The sequence below is a fragment of the Micromonospora sp. WMMD987 genome (assembly GCF_029581435.1).
Classification (GTDB): domain Bacteria; phylum Actinomycetota; class Actinomycetes; order Mycobacteriales; family Micromonosporaceae; genus Micromonospora; species Micromonospora rifamycinica.
In genome coordinates, this window is record NZ_CP120861.1 from 3,715,737 (window position 1) to 3,734,818 (window position 19,082).

Annotated in this window: 12 protein-coding genes; 1 reads left to right on the plus strand and 11 read right to left on the minus strand. The window is 74.9% G+C overall.

Translation table 11 applies throughout. The features are described from left to right. Nucleotides 1–9: 9 nt before the first annotated feature. The 4 genes from O7612_RS15710 to O7612_RS15725 form a co-directional block, all read right to left on the minus strand. On the minus strand, nucleotides 10–1,431 hold the full coding sequence (locus O7612_RS15710) for a TfuA-like protein (RefSeq protein ID WP_282265156.1): 1,422 nt from the start codon (nucleotides 1,429–1,431) through the stop codon (nucleotides 10–12). After that, nucleotides 1,428–2,588, minus strand: a complete 1,161-nt coding sequence (locus tag O7612_RS15715; protein ID WP_282265157.1) for a YcaO-like family protein — start codon at nucleotides 2,586–2,588, stop codon at nucleotides 1,428–1,430. The genes O7612_RS15710 and O7612_RS15715 overlap by 4 nt, the downstream gene beginning before the upstream one ends. A gap of 24 nt (nucleotides 2,589–2,612) precedes the next feature. Further along, nucleotides 2,613–2,987, minus strand: coding sequence for a hypothetical protein (locus O7612_RS15720; RefSeq protein WP_282265158.1), 375 nt, complete (start codon nucleotides 2,985–2,987; stop codon nucleotides 2,613–2,615). Nucleotides 2,988–3,169: 182 nt separating this feature from the next. After that, the gene (locus tag O7612_RS15725; protein WP_282265159.1) at nucleotides 3,170–3,532 is read right to left on the minus strand and encodes a hypothetical protein; all 363 of its coding nucleotides are present in this window, start codon (nucleotides 3,530–3,532) and stop codon (nucleotides 3,170–3,172) included. Nucleotides 3,533–3,901: 369 nt separating this feature from the next. Between O7612_RS15725 and O7612_RS15730 the strand changes: the two genes are divergently transcribed. Then, nucleotides 3,902–4,654: a MerR family transcriptional regulator gene (locus tag O7612_RS15730; protein ID WP_282265160.1), complete on the plus strand. Its 753-nt coding sequence runs from the start codon at nucleotides 3,902–3,904 to the stop codon at nucleotides 4,652–4,654. On the opposite strand, the gene O7612_RS15735 is transcribed toward O7612_RS15730, so the two are convergent. The 7 genes from O7612_RS15735 to O7612_RS15765 form a co-directional block, all read right to left on the minus strand. Further along, a complete protein-coding gene (locus tag O7612_RS15735) occupies nucleotides 4,600–7,698 on the minus strand; it encodes an ATP-binding cassette domain-containing protein (RefSeq protein WP_282265161.1) in 3,099 nt (1,032 codons plus the stop codon). The two genes, O7612_RS15730 and O7612_RS15735, sit on opposite strands and share 55 nt — an antisense overlap. A gap of 22 nt (nucleotides 7,699–7,720) precedes the next feature. Beyond that, complete coding sequence (locus tag O7612_RS15740; RefSeq protein WP_282265162.1) at nucleotides 7,721–9,901, minus strand: NHLP family bacteriocin export ABC transporter peptidase/permease/ATPase subunit; 2,181 nt, start codon at nucleotides 9,899–9,901, stop codon at nucleotides 7,721–7,723. After that, complete coding sequence (locus tag O7612_RS15745) at nucleotides 9,898–10,707, minus strand: hypothetical protein (RefSeq protein ID WP_282265163.1); 810 nt, start codon at nucleotides 10,705–10,707, stop codon at nucleotides 9,898–9,900. Before O7612_RS15745 ends, O7612_RS15740 begins: the two co-directional genes overlap by 4 nt. Next, on the minus strand, nucleotides 10,704–12,152 hold the full coding sequence (locus tag O7612_RS15750; RefSeq protein WP_282265164.1) for a SagB family peptide dehydrogenase: 1,449 nt from the start codon (nucleotides 12,150–12,152) through the stop codon (nucleotides 10,704–10,706). Before O7612_RS15750 ends, O7612_RS15745 begins: the two co-directional genes overlap by 4 nt. 76 nt (nucleotides 12,153–12,228) lie before the next feature. Further along, nucleotides 12,229–14,511: a TOMM precursor leader peptide-binding protein gene (locus O7612_RS15755; protein WP_282265165.1), complete on the minus strand. Its 2,283-nt coding sequence runs from the start codon at nucleotides 14,509–14,511 to the stop codon at nucleotides 12,229–12,231. 341 nt (nucleotides 14,512–14,852) lie between these two features. Further along, complete coding sequence (locus tag O7612_RS15760) at nucleotides 14,853–15,878, minus strand: hypothetical protein (protein WP_282265166.1); 1,026 nt, start codon at nucleotides 15,876–15,878, stop codon at nucleotides 14,853–14,855. Between the two features lie 151 nt (nucleotides 15,879–16,029). Next, a complete protein-coding gene (locus O7612_RS15765; RefSeq protein WP_282265167.1) occupies nucleotides 16,030–18,912 on the minus strand; it encodes a LuxR family transcriptional regulator in 2,883 nt (960 codons plus the stop codon). Nucleotides 18,913–19,082 lie beyond the last annotated feature (170 nt).

Below are 19,082 nucleotides of genomic sequence, written 5' to 3' on the forward strand. Positions count from 1 at the left end.
GGATCCTCCTCAGCCCGCCCGGACCGGCGTACCGGCCCGGGACTCGTCGTTGACCAATCCGTCGTGTGTGGGCGGCGGCCCGCCGGGCACCGCCGGCAGCCGGGGCGGGCCGAACGCCCGCAGGTACCCGACCAGTGGCTCGGCGGCGTACCGGAACGACTCCAGGTCGACGAAGCCCCGGTCCCAGGCCGCCGCGGCCAGCGCGTCGGACGGGCAGCCCCACAGCGCGGCGAAGCAGCCGTCGATCACCTCGGTGCGGAAGTGCAGCCGGCCGCCGGGACGCCGCCCGCCGGTCGTGCGCGGCAGCAGCGTCTCGTTGAGCGACATCGCCGTGGCGGCGACCTGCCGGGCGGCGGCCCGCAGCGCGGGCCGGCGCAGCGGTTCGGCCACCATCCACCAGGCCAGGCTGCGGTACGGGGTGGTGCCGAAGGCCCGCACCAGCAGCCGCAGCACCGCCTCCCGGGCGTCGAGTTCCCGTTCGGCGTCGGTGAGCCAGTCCTGACCGGTCGGACCGCCGGCGGACAGCCCCTGCTCCCGGGCCACCTCGACGGCGCGGTCCTCGACGTCCGGGTCGGCGGGGTCGCACCCGGCCACCCCGGCCAGGACGCTGCGCCGGTGCCGGCTCGGCGACTCGGGGTGCAGCAGCATCAGCACCGCCGCCACGTCCCGGTCGCTGACCCAGTGCCCGCCGACGGCGACGCCGGCGTGCCGGGACCGCCAGCTGTCCAGGAACCGGGTGCGCAGGTTGTCGATCGGTTGGTCGTCCGGACCGGCCGGGCGCAGCTCGGGGTCGTCGGCCGCGGCCATCGACAGCAGCAGCCGGGCGTCGGCGCCCTTGGCGTCCCACGGGTCACGGCGGTGCCAGGTGAGGAAGCGGTCGACGAGCGCGGCGGCGTCCGGTGGCGCGGTGCGTTCCAGTGCCCGGTAGGAGCGACGCCGGAAGGGCAGTTCGGCGCAGAGCTGCCGCAGCCGGGTCGACCCGGCGTCGTCGAGCACCCCGGCGGCCACCGCCCGGCGCAGCGCGATCCGCACGTTGACCAGGGGCTCGCTCAGGATGCGGTGGCCGTCCTCGGCGGGACCGTGCACCACCGCCACCTCGTCGTCGCCGGTGACCACCCCGTCGCGGTAGAGCCGGAACACGTCGCCGACGCCACGCATCCCGAACTGCCACAGCTCGGCGGCCCGCAACGCCCCCATGCTGGCCGCTCCGGCGACGGTGACGCCCCGGGCGAGCAGGTCGAGGATCTCCCGGTGCCGCACCGGTGGATGCTGGAGGAAGAACCCGTCGATGATCAGGACGCGGTCGCCGGGGCCGACGTCGAGCCGGAGCAGGTCGCCGTGGGCCACCGGCGGACGGATCCGGGCGTCGGGCAGCAGCCGCCCGACGTCCCCGGCCGGGAGGCTGGGGCCGATGAAGACGATGTCGGTCACGCCGGCACCCCCGGTCGGGTGCTCAGCGCCCGCTCGTCGAACATCCGTAGGCCGGGCGCGAAGACCTTGCTCACCGCGATGCCGATGTCGTCGTGGGTCAGGTCGACCGCGAACGGTTCGACGCCGGTGCTGCGCTGCACCCGCAGGGCCAGTTCGCACAGCACGTCGGTGACGGTGCCGGTGGGCGGCGGGTCGGCCCGGACCGGACCGGCGGGACGGTCGACGGTGGGCGGTCGTACCGGCGGGCCGCCCACGTCGTGGTAGGCGGCGGCGTCGATGTCGTCCCGGGCGCCGGAGACCATCACCAGCCGGGACTGGGCGGCCTCGGACATGGCCCGGCCGACGGCGATCTCCGGGTCGACGTGGCAGCCGAAGCCACCGAAGGTGACCGGCAGGTCGGGCGACCAGACCGAGGCGGCGTAGCAGGGCACGCCGATGCTGTTGGTGATGTCGCAGACCTCCACCCAGCAGCCGGCCCGCAGCAGCGCCTGGTGCACCCTGCGGGTCATCGGGTTGGTGGCGGTGCCCGGGTCGGTGTAGGTCCGGTCGGCCAGCGCCGAGGTGCAGTACGGGGCGATGCAGTCCCGCTCGACCACCTCCAGCAGGGCGTGCAGGCTCGCCTCGGCGAAGGTGTTGCCGGTGGCCAGGCCGTTGCTGCTGGGGTTGAACAGGGCGCGCGCCCAGCCCCTGCGGACGGTGAAGTCCAGCTCGATGGTGGCCCGGGGCACCAGGCAGGGGGTGCCGGTGACCAGCCCCCGGCCGGCCACCCAGTCGAGCACCACGGCCGGGGTGAGAGGTGAGCGTTCCGCCAGGTGCAGCCACCGCACGTCGTACGGCAGGTCGAGCCCCTCGGCCGGGGACCGGGTGACGGTCCCCAGCCGGAGGTTCTCGGCGTGCCAGGACTCGATGCTCTCCATGACCGCGCTGACCTGCGACTGCATCGGCGTGGCGCCGGTGCCGACGCTGACCGCCATGGTCGCCCCGACCGGCCGGTAGGCCACGTGCACCGGCAGGCCGATCTCGTCGAGGCGGGTGATGTCGGCGACCCGGGTGATGCGGAACCGGTCGAGCAGCGCGGAGACGCGGTGCCAGGTCTGCTCGACGGTGGCCGTCCGGTAGGTGCCGGCGCGGAAGGCGATGGTCTCGGTGGTGGGCATCAAGGCTCCCGGCGGGGTACGAATCTAGAGGATGAGGACGGCGACGATGTTGACGTTGTTGTCGGCCGGGGCCTGGACGCCGCCGGCCACCGTCTCCAGCTCGGCCTCGGTCAGCTCGTTGAGGTCGACCAGCGGTACCTCGGGCACGTGCAGGACGTGGCGTCCGGGGGTGCCCGACCAGTCGGCGACGATCTCGTCCTTGGTGTAGAGGGTGGTGGGCTGCGCCCGGTCGACCTCGACCGTGGCGCCGGGGCTGACCGGCAGGCCGGCGGCGGTGGCGTAGCCGGTCGGGTCGGCGAGCAGCCGCTGGAGTTCCTCGTCGCTGCGCCACACCGCGGTGACCAGTTCGGAGTATTTGGTGACGAACCTGGCGCCGAACTCCTGCTCTTCGTTACTCATCGATCGCACCTTTCTTCGGGTTCGCCGCGGAAATAGCGGTTAATTGCTGTGTCGAGAACGTTAAGAACATCGCTGCTCGACTATCAAGGATTCCGGTCGGCTGCCACCAGAAGTGGCCATGGCGCACATCGGGCGGCAGACATCGGTGGCAGGCCCGCCGCCGGCACGGCAGCCGACGGCGGTCAGGTGCAACAGCACGGGCAGCAGCAGGCGCAGCTGGAGTCCAGCCCGGCCACCACGCTGTCCAGCTCGTCCTCGGCCAGTTCCACCTCGGCCACCGGCAGCAGCGCCGGCACGAAGAGCACGAAGGTTCCGGTGTCCGCCGCCTGCTGCCAGGAGCTGACCTGCACCTCCAGGTCGGGGTCGGCGTCGGCGACGTCCCGCACCACCCGGACCAGTACCTCGTCGGGCAGCCCGAGGCCGTACTCGGCGAGCAGCGTGCGGGGGTCGCTCTCCAGCACCCGCTCCCGTTCCGGGTCGGCCCAGACGTCGGCGACCAACCGGCTGTAGGCGGCCACGAAGACCGCCCGATCGACAGGTGTCACAGTTCCTGCTCCCTTCGACGGCCGGCTCGCGCCTGCGGCGCGGCGACGGCGGGAGGCGGCCCGGCCCACCCGGGCCACCCCATTCCGCTTCATCCTGGGACAGCGGAGACGGGGCGGGACCGACCAGGGGGGAATTTCATCGAATGTGGCCGCGAATGGGGCGGGAAACGGCGGAACTCGGGTAATGCGGAATTGCTGTGATCGCGTGGTCACGGAGGATAATGGTTGACCACCGCCGAAGGCAAGTAGAGGTTCCCCTTCTGTCCCGGGTGGGTCGCCCGGTCATACGCTCGGCCCCGGGGAGGCCGTCGCCCGCCGCAACCGGACGACGGCCGCCGTACCCCGTCCCCGACGCCTGCGGAGGCCACCGTGACCATCGACCGGGTGACGACCGGGCCGGCGACCGCCGGTGCGCCGGCCGGCTACACCGTGGAGGAACTCGCCCGCAAAGTAGGGATGTCGGCCCGCAACATCCGGGCACACCAGGCCCGCCGGCTGCTCGCCCCGCCGGTACGCCGGGGACGGGTCGCGCTCTACGACGACTCCCACGTCCGCCGCCTCGACGCCATCCTGACCCTGCAACGGCAGGGCTTCAACCTGGTCTCCATCGAGGCGATGCTCGGGGTGCGGGCCAGCGACGAGGCCCCCGACGGGCTGACCGCGATGCTGCAACGGCTGGCCACCGAGCGCCCCGCGCTGACCCACGCGCTGACCCGGCACGGGGTGATCGGACGGGCCCCGGACGGGACGGTGCGCACGGTGCGGCCCCGGCCGCTGCGGGCCGCACTGGACCTGCACCGGGTACGGATGGGCACGGTGCCGGCCCTGCAGGCGCTCAGCGAGGTGCTCGACAGCGTCCGGCCGCTCGCCGACGAGCTGGTCGCGGCCGTCACCGCCCGGATGCTGACCCTCGCCCCCGAACTGGGCGGCGGCTCCCGACCGTCCTGGGCGGACGTCGACCGGGAGACGATCCTACTGACCCAGGGGGTGGTCAACGTGCTCACCGAGGCGTTCCGCCTGGCGGTGGAGAACCAGGCCGAGGCGCACGTCGCCGACCTGCTGGAGAATCACCTCGGCGCGGAGCTGTCCGTGGAGGACGGCAGCCCCGTCGACAACGGCTGACCGTCAGGCGACGGCTGGTCCCCCGACGGCTGGCCCGGCGACCGGGCGTCGTCCGCCGGGGACCGGCCCCCGGGCTCGTCGAGCAGCTGCCGCCGGGCCAGCCGGTGGAACAACCCGTCCGGCTGTTCCATCAGTTCGTCGTAACTGCCCCGCTGCACGATGCGCCCCCGGTCGAGCACCACGATGACGTCCGCGTCGCGGACCGTGGACAGCCGGTGGGCGATCACCAGCCGGGTGGCCGCCAGCGTCGCCGTGCTCCGGGTCACCACCTCCTGGGTACGGTTGTCCAACGCGCTGGTCGCCTCGTCGAAAAAGAGGATCCGGGGCCGGGGGGCCACCGCACGGGCGATCAGCACCCGCTGCCGCTGCCCGACCGAGAGGGTGCCGCCACCGAACGGCACCATCGTGCTCATCCCCATCGGCAGCGCCTCCAGGTCGTCGGCGAGCCCCGCCATCCGGGCCGCCTCCCAGACCTCGTCCAGGGTGTACCCGCCGGCGCCGCAGATGTTGTCGCGGACCGAACCGGCGAAGAGCTGACCGTCCTGCAGGACCACCCCGCACTGCCGGCGGACGGCCTGGGCGTCCAGTTCGGACAGGTCCTGCCCGTCGTAGAGCACGGCACCCTGCTGGGGGCGTTCGAAACCGAGCAGCAGGCGCAGCAGGGTGGACTTGCCACAGCCGCTCGGCCCCACCACCGCGACGAACTCGCCGGGCCGGATCTGCAGGTCGACGTCGACCAGCACCGGCGGGTCGTCGGGCTGGTAGGCGAAGGTGAGCCGGTGCAGGCTGATCCCGCCACGCAACTCCCCCGGATCCACCCGGTCCGGCCGGGCCTCCGGCTCGGCCGCCAGGATGTCACGCAGGCTGCCCAGCCGGGGCACCGCGGCGACCACCTCGACCCCGGCGGAGACCAGCACCAGCAGCGCGCCGAGCAGCATCGCGAACCCGACGTTGAGGACGAAGAAGTCGGTCGGCGACACCTGCCCCGCCAGCGGTCCCATCAGGACGGCGAAGAGCACCAGTTGCCCGGCGACCGGGAGCACGGTGGCGAAGGCGATCAGCCCGGCCTGGCTCTGCCGGACGCGTTGCAGCGCCGCCCGGGCGGTGGCCGCCAGCTCGGACCACCGGGCGTGCGCGCGGGACTCCGCGGCGGCGAGCTTGAGCTTGACGATGCCGCCGAGCAGCTGGTTGGTCATCGCCGCCGCCCGGTGCTCGGCGGCCAACGCGGCCCGCTGCCGCCGCAGGACGAGCAGCGTGAACACGGTGAACGCCAGCACGCAGACCCCGACCACGCCCAACCCCCACAGGCCGAGCACCGGCTGCACGACCAGCAGCATGGCGGTGGTCACCAGCACGGTCGCCGCCGCGGTGACCAGCTGTGGCAGCAGGGCGCTGAGCGCCTCGCCGACGAAGGCGACGCCGAGCATCGAGTTGGCGATCTCGCCGCTGCTGCGCCGGCTGAAGAAGCGGGCCGGCAACCGCATCAGCCGGTCCCACAGGGCCAGTTGCACGCCGGACTGCATCCGGCCGTCCAGCCGCAGCAGCAGCAGGTTCTGCGCCACGCCGAGCAGGCCGGCCACCACGGCCGCGCTGAGCATCAGGACCAGGAACCCGGACAGGCCCTCGACCTCGCCGCGCCGGGCCAACTGGCCGAGCACCGCGCCGGTGGCCAGCGGCACACCGAGGCCGAGCACCGCCACGCCGCCGGCGGTCAGCAGCAGGGTGCGCACGTCGTGGGCCGCGCCGACCAGGCCGGCGCGCAACAGGTGCCGCAGTGCGGCGACGTGCGGCAGCGGGGCCTGGACCTGGGTGGCCGCGGCGGCCAGGTCGGCGGCGAAGGCCGGGGAGACCCGGCGGTGCACCCGGGTCTCCGGATCCACCCGGTGGTAGTGGCCCCGGCGGAACACCATCGGCACGACCACCGGCGGGCCGCCGTCGTCGCCGTCGCGCCAGCCGATCAGCGGCCCCAGGTCGCGCCGCCACCACCGTTCGGGCAGCCGGACGTCCCGCAGGAACAGGCCGGAGGCGCGGGCGACGGCGTGCACGGCGGCCCGCTCGCCGTCCGGGGTGCGGCTGCGGTCGGTCGGTTCCTCGACGGTGACGTCCCACCCGGCGGTGACCGCCCGCAGCACCGCCGCCGCTGGCCCGAACAGGTCGAACTCGGTGGCCCGCTCCGGCACGGCCACCGCCTCACCGGCGCCGATCACCCCGATCGCCCGACGGGCCGCCGCGGCCAGCACGGCGGCGTCGGCCCGGCGGCGGCGCTCGACGGCGACCAGCAGCGCGGCGTCGGCGTCGGCGACGCGCGCCTCCACCGTCCGCAGTAGTCCGGCCAGGTGCTGGTCCGCCGCCGTCCGGAGCTGACCGGCGGCGAGCAGGTCGGCGCTGGACTGGCTCTCCACCACGCACGGCGAGTCGGCCACCACCCAGTCCCGGCCGGCGAACAGCAGCAGCTCCTGTCCCCCGGCGGTCTCGCCGGGACCGCCGTCGTTGCGGCGCAGGTGGCCACCGGCACAGCGCAGCCACCAGACGCCGCCGTTGGCGGTCAGCGCGCTGCCCTGCGCCAGCGAGACGATCTCCCGGGCGGGCAGAGTGGACGCCTCCCGGGGGGCCTGGCCGGGGCGCAGCGCGTCAGCCAGGGTGAGCAGCGCCAGGTCGACGGCATCGACGAGCTGCGCGACGGCGGCCCGTGCCCGCGCCGCGGTCGGATCGGCCGGCCCCCGTGGCCGGCGGGCCTGCCGATGCAACACCGACAGTTCGCGCACGCCGAGCCCGCGCAGCTCGGTGCCGGGCAGCGGCACCAGGATGAACTGCCACGCGCCGAGCGCGGTGGACGTCGGCAGCAGCGCACCGGCGGGCAGCCGGGCCACGTGGAACCGGCGCGACGGGTGCAGCCCCGGGCGTCGTACCGCGAACAGGTCGGCCTCACCGCCGGTGACCAGCCAGCCGGCCTCCGGCCCGTCCAGCCGGCAGGTCCGGCGTACCGGGTCGCCACAGAACCCGACCAGGCCACCGGCCGGGCTGTCCGGCGTCGCACCGCTCATCGTCGTCTCCTCACCCGCTCGGTCAGTTGTCCCGGACCAGCCGGGTGTACGCCCCGCCCCGGGCGACCAGTTCGTCGTGGGTACCGCGTTCCACCTCCCGGCCCGCGTCGAGCACGACGATCAGGTCGCAGTCGCGGACCGTGGACAGCCGGTGCGCGACGATCAGGCAGGTGGCTCCGCGTCGGCGCAGGTGCAGGTCGATCTGGCGCTCGGTCTCGGCGTCCAGCGCACTGGTCGCCTCGTCGAGAACCAGCACCCGGGGGTTGCGGACCAGCGCGCGGGCGATCTCCAACCGTTGCCGCTGCCCGCCGGAGAAGTTGCGGCCCCCCTCGCGGACCGCGCTGGCCAGCCCCCCGGCCCGCGCGGTCACCTCGGCGTGCACGCAGGCGTCGGTGAGGGCGGCGTGCACGTCCTCGTCCGGCACGGTCAGGTCCCACATGGTCACGTTGTCCCGGACGGTGCCCTCGAACAGCCGCTGGTCCTGGTCGACCATGGCGACGGTGGCCGCCCACAGGCCGTCGTCGACGGCCGTCCGTTCGACGCCGTCCACGGTGACCCGGCCGGTCCACGGCCGGTACAGGCCGGCGACCAGCCGCCCGACGGTCGACTTGCCGCTGCCCGACCGGCCCACCAGGGCGACCCGGGCACCCGGGGGCAGGTCGAGGGTGAACCCGGTCAGCAACGGCTTACCCAACGGGTGGTAACCGAAGGTGACGTCCTCGATGCGCAGGTGCCCCTCCAGCGGCGTCGCCGGCAGCGGCGGCGGGTCGTCGGCCGGCAGCGGGTACCGCTCCACGTCGCGCAGCCGGTTGAGGTCGGCGCTCATGTCCTGCACCCGGGCACCCAACGCGGTGAGGTTGCCCAGCGGGCGGTTCATCGCGGCGGCCAGCCCCTGCATGCCGACCAGCACGCCGACGCTCATCGCCTCGGTCACCACCCGGTCGCTGCCCACGCCGAGCAGCACCGCCGTGGTCAGCGCGGCCAGGAACGCGGGCAGGACGGAGAGCACCGCGGTGGGTACCCCCAGCCGTTGCTGGCGGCTGGCGACGGTGGCGTTGCGGGCGGCGAACCGGGCGGCGGCGCGTTCCTCCTCGCCACCGGCCTTCACCGTCTCGATCATCTGCACCGTGGTGTAGACGGCGGTGACCAGTTTGCTGCGGTCGGCCTGCAGTCCGGCCACCGCCACCGACCGGGTCGCCGCGACGACCCGCAGCACGGTGACGTTCAGCCCGGCCAGGACCACCGCGCACAGTCCGAGCACCAGGTCGTACTGGCACAGCAGTACGCCGTACGCCAGCACCAGGGCGGTGTCGACGACCGTGGTGGCCGCCCGCCGGGTCAGCACCTCGGCGACCACGTCGTTGCCGCGCACCCGCTGGCCGAGGTCGGCGGCCTGGCGTTGGTCGAAGAACGTGGGCGGCAACCGCAGCAGATGTCGGAAGAAGCCGGCGGCGCTGGCCAGTGCCAACGCGGTCTCCGCGCGGACGGTCAACCGTTGCTGCAACCAACTGGCCAGGAAGGTCAGCACGGTCGCCACCGCCACCGCCGCGACCAGACCGGCGAAGGCCGCCTGGTCCTCCTGCAGCAGCACCCGGTCGACGAAGACCCGGGCCAGCACCGGGACGGTCAACCCGACCAGGGCGATCAGCAGGCCGAGCAGGAGCATCTGCACGATGGCGGAACCGGGGCCGCGCCAGCGTTCCACCAACGCCCGGACCATCCGGTAACGGGTTCCGCCGGGCTGGAACTGCGGCCCGGGACGCATGGTGAGCACGATGCCGGTGAAGGCGCCGTCGAACTCGTCCCACCCCACCGCCCGGGGTCCGGTGGCCGGGTCGTTGATCCAGACCTTGCGGCCCAGCCCCTCCAGCACCACGAAGTGCTCGAAGCGCCAGAACAGCACCGCCGGCAGGGCCACCGTGCGCAGTCCGGCCAGGTCCATCTGGAAGCCCTTGGCCTCCATCCCGTACCGGCGGGCGCCCCGCAGCACGGTGGCGGCGGTGGAGCCGTCCCGGCTGACCCCGCAGACCCGGCGCAGCTCCTCCAACGGCACGTGCCGGCCGTGGTGGCCGAGCAGGATACCCAGCGCGGCGGCCCCACACTCCACCGCCTCCATCTGGATCAGGGTGGGGGTGCGGATCCGTCGACGGCGGATCCGGGGTCGCTGCGGCGTCGGGACCGCCCCGGTCGTCGGCGCGCTCATCGCCGCAGCAACCAGTCGATCGGGTGTTCCCGGGCCACGGTGAACCAGGCGGTGACCTCGCTGGCCGAGTTGAGCTGGAACGGTGGCGGCGCCTTGGTCCAGCGCAGTCCGCCGGGGGCGGCCGGATCGGGCTCCAGGGCCACGGTCACCCGTACCACGCTGCCGTTGGCCAGCAACCGCCGGACGTCCTGACCGGTGCCGAGGAAGGCCCGCAGCGACGCCTCGGTCTCCGGGAACGCGCCGACGGTGAGTACCCGGCCGGCCAAGGTGCCGAACACGTTGCGCGGCGCGGCGGCGGCGGCCACCTCGACGGGGACGCCCGGTTGCAGCAGCGGCGCGGCGACCGCGGGGGCGTAGACGACGGCCTGCAACGCGTCCCCGGCGGTGTCGAGGCGTTCCAGGTCGGCCAGGTGGCTGCCGGGGGTGACGATCTCCCCCTCGGACACCAGCCAGGACACCACGTACGCGTCGCCCGGCGCGGTCTCCACCAGGATCTTGCCGGCGACGGTCCGCAGGCTGTAGAGCGGGGTGCCCTTCGTGACCCGCTGGTGCGGGGCCGCCCAGACCTTGGTGACCTGACCGGCCTCCAACGCGTCGAGGGCGGAGATGCCGTTGGAGTGGATCAGCACCCCGGCCGCCTCGACGGTACGCGGCACCACCGTGCGGACCGACCAGACCCCGGCCACCACCACGGTGATCACCAGCGCGGCGGTGGCCAACCAGCTCGGCACGGTGGTCAGCCGGACCGCCCGGTCCAGCTGCTCGGGGGCCTCGAGCTGCTGCAACGCCTGCCGACGGAACTTCACGGCCCGGCCGCCTCGGGCGCGACCGTACCGAGCAGGAAGTCGGCCACGCTCGGTTCGACCAGCGGGTCGAGGCCGGACAGCTCGGCGAAGGCGTGCGAGTCGCCGGCACCGAGGGCGCACGGGGCGAGCCCCATGGCGGTGGCGACGAGGTACATCTGGTGGGTCAGCACCCCGGCGTCCTTGAGGATCATGGCGTAGCTCATCCCTTCGTACTTCCACATCAGCCGCTGCACCCGCGCCGTGACCACCAGGACGACCTGCGGCGGGCCGGCCATCGCGCCGGCCGCGCGGGCGTAGCCCAGCAGCCGGTCGGCGGCCGGAGCCCACCCGGCGACCGACTCCAACCGGTGGCCGGTGGAGTCGTAGTGGTAGAGCCCCGGATCGAGGTCGGCGCACCGGCGTACCAGCGGATACAGCTCCAGCTCGTAGATCCCGCCGCCGCCCGGGTAGGGGCGGTGGCCCACCTGCTGTCCGCCGGACTCCCCGACCAGCGTGCCGTGCTGGACCCGGTGCAGGAACTCGGCCAGCCGGTCGAGGGTGGGCGGGGCCGCGTCGTCGTGCCGGCGCACGCTGTGCCGGGCCGCGACGACCTGGCTGAACGACGGGTCCGCCTTGGCGATGGTGGCCAGGTCCGGCAGGGGCAGCTCGATCGTCCGCCCGCCGTCGTAGGGACGCGGCAGCGGCTGCGGCGGGAACCGGTCCCGTAGCCGGTAGGTGCCGCCGACCGGCAGCGTGTGCCGGCCCACCCGGGAGCGGTGGTGCAGCCGCAGCTCCTCCGGCGACCAGTAGGCCAGCGGCGCGTCCCCGACCTCGGCGTCGAACTCGGCGGCGGTGACCAGGATCCGCGCGGTGACCAGCTCGTCGAGGACCCGGCCGGCGACCTCCGGGGGCACCGCCAGGGACCGGGCCACCGTCTCCGGGCCGACGCCCTGCACCGCCGCGGCCAGCAGCGCGCCGAGCGCCACGTCGACGCAGCCGACGGCGAGGGTGCTCAGCGGCGACGTGGCGACCAGCATGCCGCGCTCGTGTTGCAGGGCGGCGAACCGGGACAACCGGTAGCAGACCCCGGGGACGTGCCGGCGGGTCTCCGGCAGGCTGCCCCGGCCCAACCCGGTCGGTAGCAGCTCCAGCAACGGCCGGTCGGCCACCTGGGCCCGACGCTCCACCCACGAGTGGCTCAGCAGCCGGCGCAGCAGCAGTTGCGCGGGAAGCACCCGGGTCTCCCCCTCCAGGCTGCTGACCAGCCTGCCCACCTCGACGTCGCTGACCCATCCGGCGCCCAGCCGCAGCAGCAGCGCCCGCCGGCTCATCCCCGGCTGCTCCAGCCGCAGCCGGAACCGCCCCTGGCGCAGGGTGGCCGCGCCGTCCTCGTCGAGCACCAGCTCCGCGTCCCGGCGCAGCCGGTACAGGTCCTGCACGGCCGGGCCGGTCAGTGCCGTGCTCACCGCGTCCACCGGCCGGTGGCGTCCGCCACTGCGGTCATCGTCGACTCCCCTCGTCCGGCCGGGCCGGGTGGTCCGGTCAGAAGAACACGTTCAACGGGTTGGCCGACCCCTCGTCGTCGGCGTACGGGGTACGGCCCAACGCCGCCGGGACCTGCCACAGCCGGCCGGGGCCGAGCCGCCGCCAGAAGTGCCGCAGCCCCGGCACCACGACCTTCACCACCGCCAGCTCCACGTCGGGCCGGGACTGGTCGACGACGATCACCTCCAGGCCGGCCCGCGCGGCGATCCGGACGCAGCGGCGGACGTCCTCGGCGACGTCCCCCGTGGTCAGGGCCGGATGGTCGGCCAGGGTGCGGGCCGGGCGGGCCGGATCCGGGGTCAGCCAGGGCTGGTCGGCGATCCGCACGGTGCCGAACCAGCGGGCGCTGTCCGGATCGTCGACGCCGTAGCGCAGCCGTCCGCCGGCCGGGCCGGGCACCGCCGGCAGGAACTGGTTGACCTCGGTCAACGCCCGGCTCAACGCGACCCGCGCGTCGAGGTGCGCGCCGAAGCCGACCAGCACGTCCTCCGCCTGTCCGCCGACCCGCCGCGACACCGCCGCGAACGCGGGTATCCCCAGGTCGGCGGTGAGGTCCAGGGCCCACAGCTCGCGGCCGAGGGCGGTGGCGTGGTGGTCGACGCAGGCGGTCGTCCACGGGTCGGCGAACGAGGCCAGGTCCACCCCGGGCAGCCGGGAGCGGTGGTACCACCACAGGGCCACGCTGTCGCGTTCGACGAGTTCGCAGAAGCCCTGGAGGATCGCCTCCGGCAGGTTCGACCCGGCGGCGCAGCCGTTGGAGTCGGCCGAGCAGACCTTCAGCGTGGTCAACTCCGGGTGGCCGTACCAGCAGTGCGCGGCGGGCAGTTCCCGGGCGGCGTCGCGGGTGAGCGACCAGCCGGTGGTCCAGTCCAGCTCCAGGTCGTCGGGCAGCGGCCGGGGCACCCGGTGCAGGTGGCCGAGGTCCCGGTTGAGCCGGTCGGCGTCGGCGTACTGGCGGTCGGAATAGAGCAGCAGGTCACGCAGGTGCACCGCGCGGTCCGGGCCGAGCTGGCGGTAGCTGGCCCGGTGCACCGGCCGGTCGCCGCGCCACACCCCGCACCAGCGCTCCACCGCCTCCCCGATCGCGCTGACCCGCGCCTGGGTGTCGGTGCGGCCCTTGCCACCGCTCTGCCCGCGCAGGTTGCGGCGCAGCCCGGCGAGCTGCCGGGGCTGGGCGAAGTTGTGGCCCGCCGAGTAGGTGTGGGCGATCCCGTTGTCGACGGTTTCCAGGCTGGTCAACCGGCTGACCACCCCGAGGTACCGGCTGACGTGGTGGGTCAGCGCCCGGTACGTCTCGGCGGGGTCGCGGGTCCGGGAGCCGTCCGCCCGTCCGGGCAGGGCGCCGGCCGGGGGCAGCGTGATCCGGGGGTCCGCCTTGCCGACCAGGTCCGGGTCGCCGCAGGCGGGACACTGGGGCTGGCGGACCAGCTGGTGGCTCTCGGTCGTCAGGTCCCGGGTGTCCAGGGCGATCATCCGGCCGGTCAGCCGGGGTGAGCGGCCCCGGGTGGCCAGCACCGCGAGATCGGCGGCGAGCAGTCCGGCCACCGCCATGGCCACGCCGGGTACGACCGCGCGGACGGCCGACGGCACCTCGCCCGCCGGGTCCTGCCCGGTCAGGAACGCCGCCACCTGCTCGTTGGCCTCCCACCGTTGACGCAGGCAGGCCCAGCAGCCGGTCTCGCCGGGGACCAGGTGCGGGCCGAGGAACACCACGTTGCCGTGCGCCCGCAGCAGCGTCCAGGGCCGCCCGGCGGCCAGGTGCCGGTCGTTGAGGACGGCCAGCGCGGGGTCGAGCATGGACGACGGGACGACCAGCACCGGATCCCGGCCGGTCGCCGGGTCCGCCTCGGGGGCGTCCGGGCGGGTGACCGTGACGGTGAGGCCCACCGCCCGCAGCGCCTTGGCGATCTCGAACGCGGTGGGGGCGCCGAGATCGACGAGGGTGACCGTGCCGTACCGGGTCCAGTGCCGCCCGGCGGCCGGGTCGACGCCCCGGGCGTCCCAGCCGGCGGCCTCGGCGACGGGGACACCCGCCGGGCCGGAGACGAGCAGGCCGTGGCCGCGCAGCCGGGCCAGGGCGGCGGCGACCGCGGCGACCGGGTGCCGGACGGCCAGCCGGGCCAGCACGTCGGCCAGCGGCGCGGTGCCGTCGAGGAGGTCGGCCAGGTCCGCCGCCACCGGGTCGTCGACGAGCAGGCTACGGGTCTCGCCCAGGACGACGAGGTGCCCCTCGGGCAACCGCACCGGCACGTGGTCGGAGCGGAAACGCGGATGCCACATGGGTTCCTCCCCGCGTCGGCGTGCCACCGGGGATGTCCGGCGGGGTCTCGCCGACGAGCACGGCTGCTGTCATCGTCGCCGTCGGCCGGCGGTAACCGGACCGATGCCACCGGTTTCAGCCGTCGGCGCGCGGTCCGGCACGACGGGGCCGGTCAGCGCGGTGGCGGACGGACGACCGGGTCCGGCCGGGCGGTCGGGCGGAGGCGGGGCGGTCGTCGGGGGCGGGGCGATCGACCGGCACCGGGGCCGGGGCGATCGACCGGGGCCGGGGCGGTCGGGCGGGGCCGGGGCGGTCGGGCGGGGCCGGGGCGGTCGGGCGGGGCCGGGCGCGGCCGGCCCGGTCAGCCGGTGGTGACGGTCAGGGCGGTGTCGTTGAGACCCAGCACCGAGGTGCCGGTGGCCTGCGCCGGCACCAGCAGCAGGAACGTCTCGACCCGGGTGACCCGGATGCGCTTGCTCGTGACCGGGGCACGCTTGCCGGTGGAGATCATGTCGGGACTCTGCGGGACCATCGTCACCGTCGCCGGTCCACCGGGTGTCGGGCTGAGGGTGTCGGTGGCGTACACGGTCAGGAAGGTCAGCGTCCCCTCGGGCACCGTGACCGCGCAGTCCGACCACTCCGCCCGGTCGAGGGTGCGCGCCACCCGCGCCCCGGCACCGGCGAGTTGCTGCTGGTAGACCTCCCAGCCGCCGGCGAACTGGCCGTCGAGCAGTGGGCTCGACGCGACCAGCGCCCGGTTGCCGGTGCTCGCCCCGGTGGTGCGGGCGAACAGTTCCGCGGCGAGTGCCCGCCGGCTCGTCTCGTCCACGGCGGTCCCCCCGGCGGTGGCCGGTCGACCGGCGATGCCCCGGACGGTGGCCAGGGCCGGCTGGGTGACCTGGACGTTGTGGCTGAGTTTCCACCGGCCGTCGGCGTCCCGGACGAACTGGCTCACGTCGGTCGGGGCCAGCTCCGCGCCGGTCAGCCGCAGGGTGGCGGTGGCCAGGAAGCAGCCCGGCTCACCCGGCGGTACGGCGAAAGCCGGGTTGACGTGCTGGAACGTCGGTTGTGGACGCTGGTTGTACTCGGCCCGACGGATCGCCGCGATGCTGACGTCCAGCGACGGGGACACCTCCTGGGTGCGCAGGGTCTGCACGTCACCGGAGACGGACGCGGCCGAGTCGGCCTGGTCGAAGGCGGTGAGCACGAGCGCGGCCCGCTCCGCGTCGAACGCCGCGCCGGACGCGACGACGGTGGGGGTGGCGGCGTCCACCGGCTGGTTGCCGCAACCGGCCAGGACGAGCAGGCTCACCGCGAGCGCGACGGTGGGGCCGCCCACCGGCACCGTCACGGCGCGCGGCTTCCGGACGGATCGTGTGCCCACCATGTCGTTCTCCGTCCGTCGCCGGTTCCGCGGGATTCGCGTCCGATGGATCGAGTATGTGAGCGGTCGACGGCGGGTGCCGGGTGCGGTGCGGCCTCATGGTGCGGCGGGCGGCGGTGGTGCACCGTCCGGTGTCATCCGTGGCGGCGGCGGGTCACCGATCGGTGTCATCGAAGCGGGACACCCAGGCGACCAGACCGGACCGGGACTCCACCCCCGCCTTGCGGTAGATCCGGGTCAGGTGCGCCTCCACCGTGCGGGGGCTGATGTGCAGCCGGCGACCGATCAGCCGGTTGGTGACGCCGGTGGACGCCAGCCGGGCGATGTGCCACTCCCGGTCGGTCAGCGCGGTCTCGGCGAGTGCCCGGACCGGTCGGGTCAGCCGCAGGCCGACGCGTTCGGTGCCGCAGCGCACGGCCAGGTCCAACGCCTGTTGCCGGGCCCGCGCGGCGGGACCGCCCTGGTCCACCGCCTCGGCCGCCCGGGCGACCGCGACCAGGGCGAGGCTGTGCCGCAGGGTCATCCCGGCCATCCGGAACCGGTCCGCCGCGGTACGCAGGTACGGCATGGCGGCCGCCACCTCGCCCCGGGCGAGCAGCACCTCCCCGTACGCCGACTCGGCGAAGGCACGCTGCCCGGACAGATCGATCAGGTCGGCGGCCGCCATCGCCTCCCGGGCCCGCCGCTCCGCCTCGGCCAGGTCCCCGCCGGCCAGTGCGGCGGCGCAGAGCAGTTCGTGCCACATCGGCCGCAGGGAGGCCTGCAGGCGGGTCAGCCGGCCGTCGCCACCGGCGTCGGTGAGCATCTCCACGCAGGTGTCCGGATCACCGGCGAGCAGCGTCGCGGTGGCCAGCGCGGTCGCCGCGGTACGCCCGGACCAGCTGTCCAGGTCGGTGGCCAGCTCCACCGCGCCGCGGGCCAGGGCGACCGCCCGCTCGTCGTCGCGGGGGCCACCCCGCCAGGCGGTGGCCTGCGCCTCGAAGGCCAGGGCGAAGCTGAGCAGGGAGCGGCTACCGATCCGGCGGGCGACGATCCCGGCCTCGGTGGTCAGGCCGATCACCGTGCCGAGCTGTCCCCGGTGGTAGGCCACCTGGCTGCGGCCGAGCAGCAGCTGGCACAGCCCGTCGTCCCGGTGGGCGTCACGGACCAGGGCGATCCCCCGGTCCAGGTGCCGGGTGGCGTCGGTGGGCCGTTCCAGGAACAGCTCGGCCAGGCCGAGCGCCAGCAGACAGTCGGGGTGGTCGCGCAGGTCCCGGTCGGGTAGCGCGTCGACGATCGGCGCACTGGTGGCGAGCAGGTCACGGGCCAGGTCGACGGCACCGTCGTGGGCGGCGGCGAGTCCGCGTACCGCGAGGAGGCCGGCCCGGTCGATGCCGCTGGCGTCACCGTCGGGGGCGTCGCCGGACATCGGCGCGGGATGGCCGGACAGGATGCCGACCGCGCCGAGCTCGGTGGCGAGCTGGTACGTCCCGGCGGACCGGGTCGGCGTGCCGATCAGCTCCCGACGGCTGATCGCGGCGGCCTCCGCGTAGTTGCCGAGCAGCCGTTCGACCCGTACCCACTGGGCCACCGCCCGGGCCCGGCGGCCGCCCGGATCGGCGGGCAGCTCGGGGACGACCTCCCGCAGCAGCGCCCGGCTCTCGGCGAGGTTGCCGGCCTCCCCGGTGATCCGGGCCAGCAGCAGGGTGACGTCGTGGCGGCTGGTCGGCGAACCGGCCGGCGGCCGCAACGCGCGCAGCGCCGTGCGTAACCAGCGCACGGCCAGGTCCGGGGCGTCGCGGCGGATCTCCTGGGCGGCCCGGCAGAGCACGTCGACGTACGGGCCGACCGGCCGGTCGTGGGGCAGGGTGAGCAGCGCCTCGACCTGCGCCACCCGGGCGGCCGGGGGCGCCCCCCTGGCGACCAGCGCGTCCAGCGCCCGGTGCTGGGCCTCGACCCGCCAGGCCACGTCGGTGTCCTGGCGGACTGCGGTGCGCAGCACCGGGTGCCGGAAGGCGAACCCCGCCGCTGCCGGGGCGGCCCGCAGCAGGTCACGTCGGACCAACCGCCAGGCCGCTTCGGTGGCCACCGGCGTCGGCAGCTGGGCCACCTCGGCGAGCAGGTCCACCGCGCAGGGGGTGTCCAACACGGCGGCGGCCCGCAGGCACACCGCGTCGACCGACGGCAGGCCGGCCCACTCGGCGCGCAGCGTGGCGACCGCCCGGTCGGTCAGCCGGGACGGGCCGGACGGCAGGGCGACAGCCCGGTCGGCGTCGACCGGCAGGGCGACAGCCCGGTCGGCGTCGACCGGCGGGGTGTCGGCGAGCGCCGCGAGGTAGCCGGGATTGCCGCCGGCCCGGTCGTGGCGCTCCGCCAGCTCGGCCGGGTCGGAATCCGGGTACAGCTCGACGGTCTCGGCGGGACTGAGCGGCCCCAGCTCGATCCGGTCCCGGAACCGGCCTGCCGGCACGCCGGGCTCGGGCGGGCCGAACGGCATGACGGTGGCCGTCTGCCGGGGCCGGTAGACCAGGAGCAGCAGCAACGGCACCGGCACCGGGTAGCGCAGCAGGTGGGTCACGAGCCCGGTGGAGGAGGGGTCGGCCCAGTGCAGGTCGTCCAGGACGAGGGCCAGCCCGTCCCGGGCGGCCAGGGTGAGCAGTCGGCGGGCCAGTTGGTAGGTGCGGAACAGGCGCACGTCGAGCGGGCCGGCCTCGCGGGGCACCAGCGCCCCGGCGGCGTCGATCCCTCCGACGGCCTGTCGTCGGGCGCCGGAGCCGGCGGGGTGCAGGGCGCCGAAGGCGTGCCGGAAGACGTGGAACGGAATGTCCTGCTCGGCCTCCACACAGGTGCCGACGGCCCGGGGCAGGGTGGGGGCGCAGCGGTCCAGCGCGGCGTGGACGAGACGGGTCTTGCCGATTCCCGGGTCGCCGACCACTTCGCACGCCACCTGCCTCCCGGTGTGCGTGCTCTCGGTGTACGCGGCCTGGATACGCGCGATCTCCGGGCGCCGCCCGACGAATGGTGGGCCGGACAGCGCATTTTCCAGTCCAGCTGCCATCACGCAGATCACGTGCTTTCCCTGTGACACTCCAATGGGGATTCCCGGGACTATACCCGGGCGGCGGGAAGACGAGGAACATCGATGTCGGCGGGGTGGCCGAACGATTCGCCCCGATGACCGTACGGATGGCGGAATTGGCCGCTTCGGTATCACGACGGTCCTGGAAA

What these genes read in the sequence shown, in the direction of transcription:
- O7612_RS15715 (WP_282265157.1), bottom strand. Translation starts at nt 2,588, where the DNA reads ATGCCCACCACCGAGACCATCGCCTTCCGCGCCGGCACCTACCGGACG.
- O7612_RS15720 (WP_282265158.1), bottom strand. Translation starts at nt 2,987, where the DNA reads ATGAGTAACGAAGAGCAGGAGTTCGGCGCCAGGTTCGTCACCAAATAC.
- O7612_RS15735 (WP_282265161.1), bottom strand. Translation starts at nt 7,698, where the DNA reads ATGAGCGGTGCGACGCCGGACAGCCCGGCCGGTGGCCTGGTCGGGTTC.
- O7612_RS15740 (WP_282265162.1), bottom strand. Translation starts at nt 9,901, where the DNA reads ATGAGCGCGCCGACGACCGGGGCGGTCCCGACGCCGCAGCGACCCCGG.
- O7612_RS15755 (WP_282265165.1), bottom strand. Translation starts at nt 14,511, where the DNA reads ATGTGGCATCCGCGTTTCCGCTCCGACCACGTGCCGGTGCGGTTGCCC.
- O7612_RS15760 (WP_282265166.1), bottom strand. Translation starts at nt 15,878, where the DNA reads ATGGTGGGCACACGATCCGTCCGGAAGCCGCGCGCCGTGACGGTGCCG.
- O7612_RS15765 (WP_282265167.1), bottom strand. Translation starts at nt 18,912, where the DNA reads ATGGCAGCTGGACTGGAAAATGCGCTGTCCGGCCCACCATTCGTCGGG.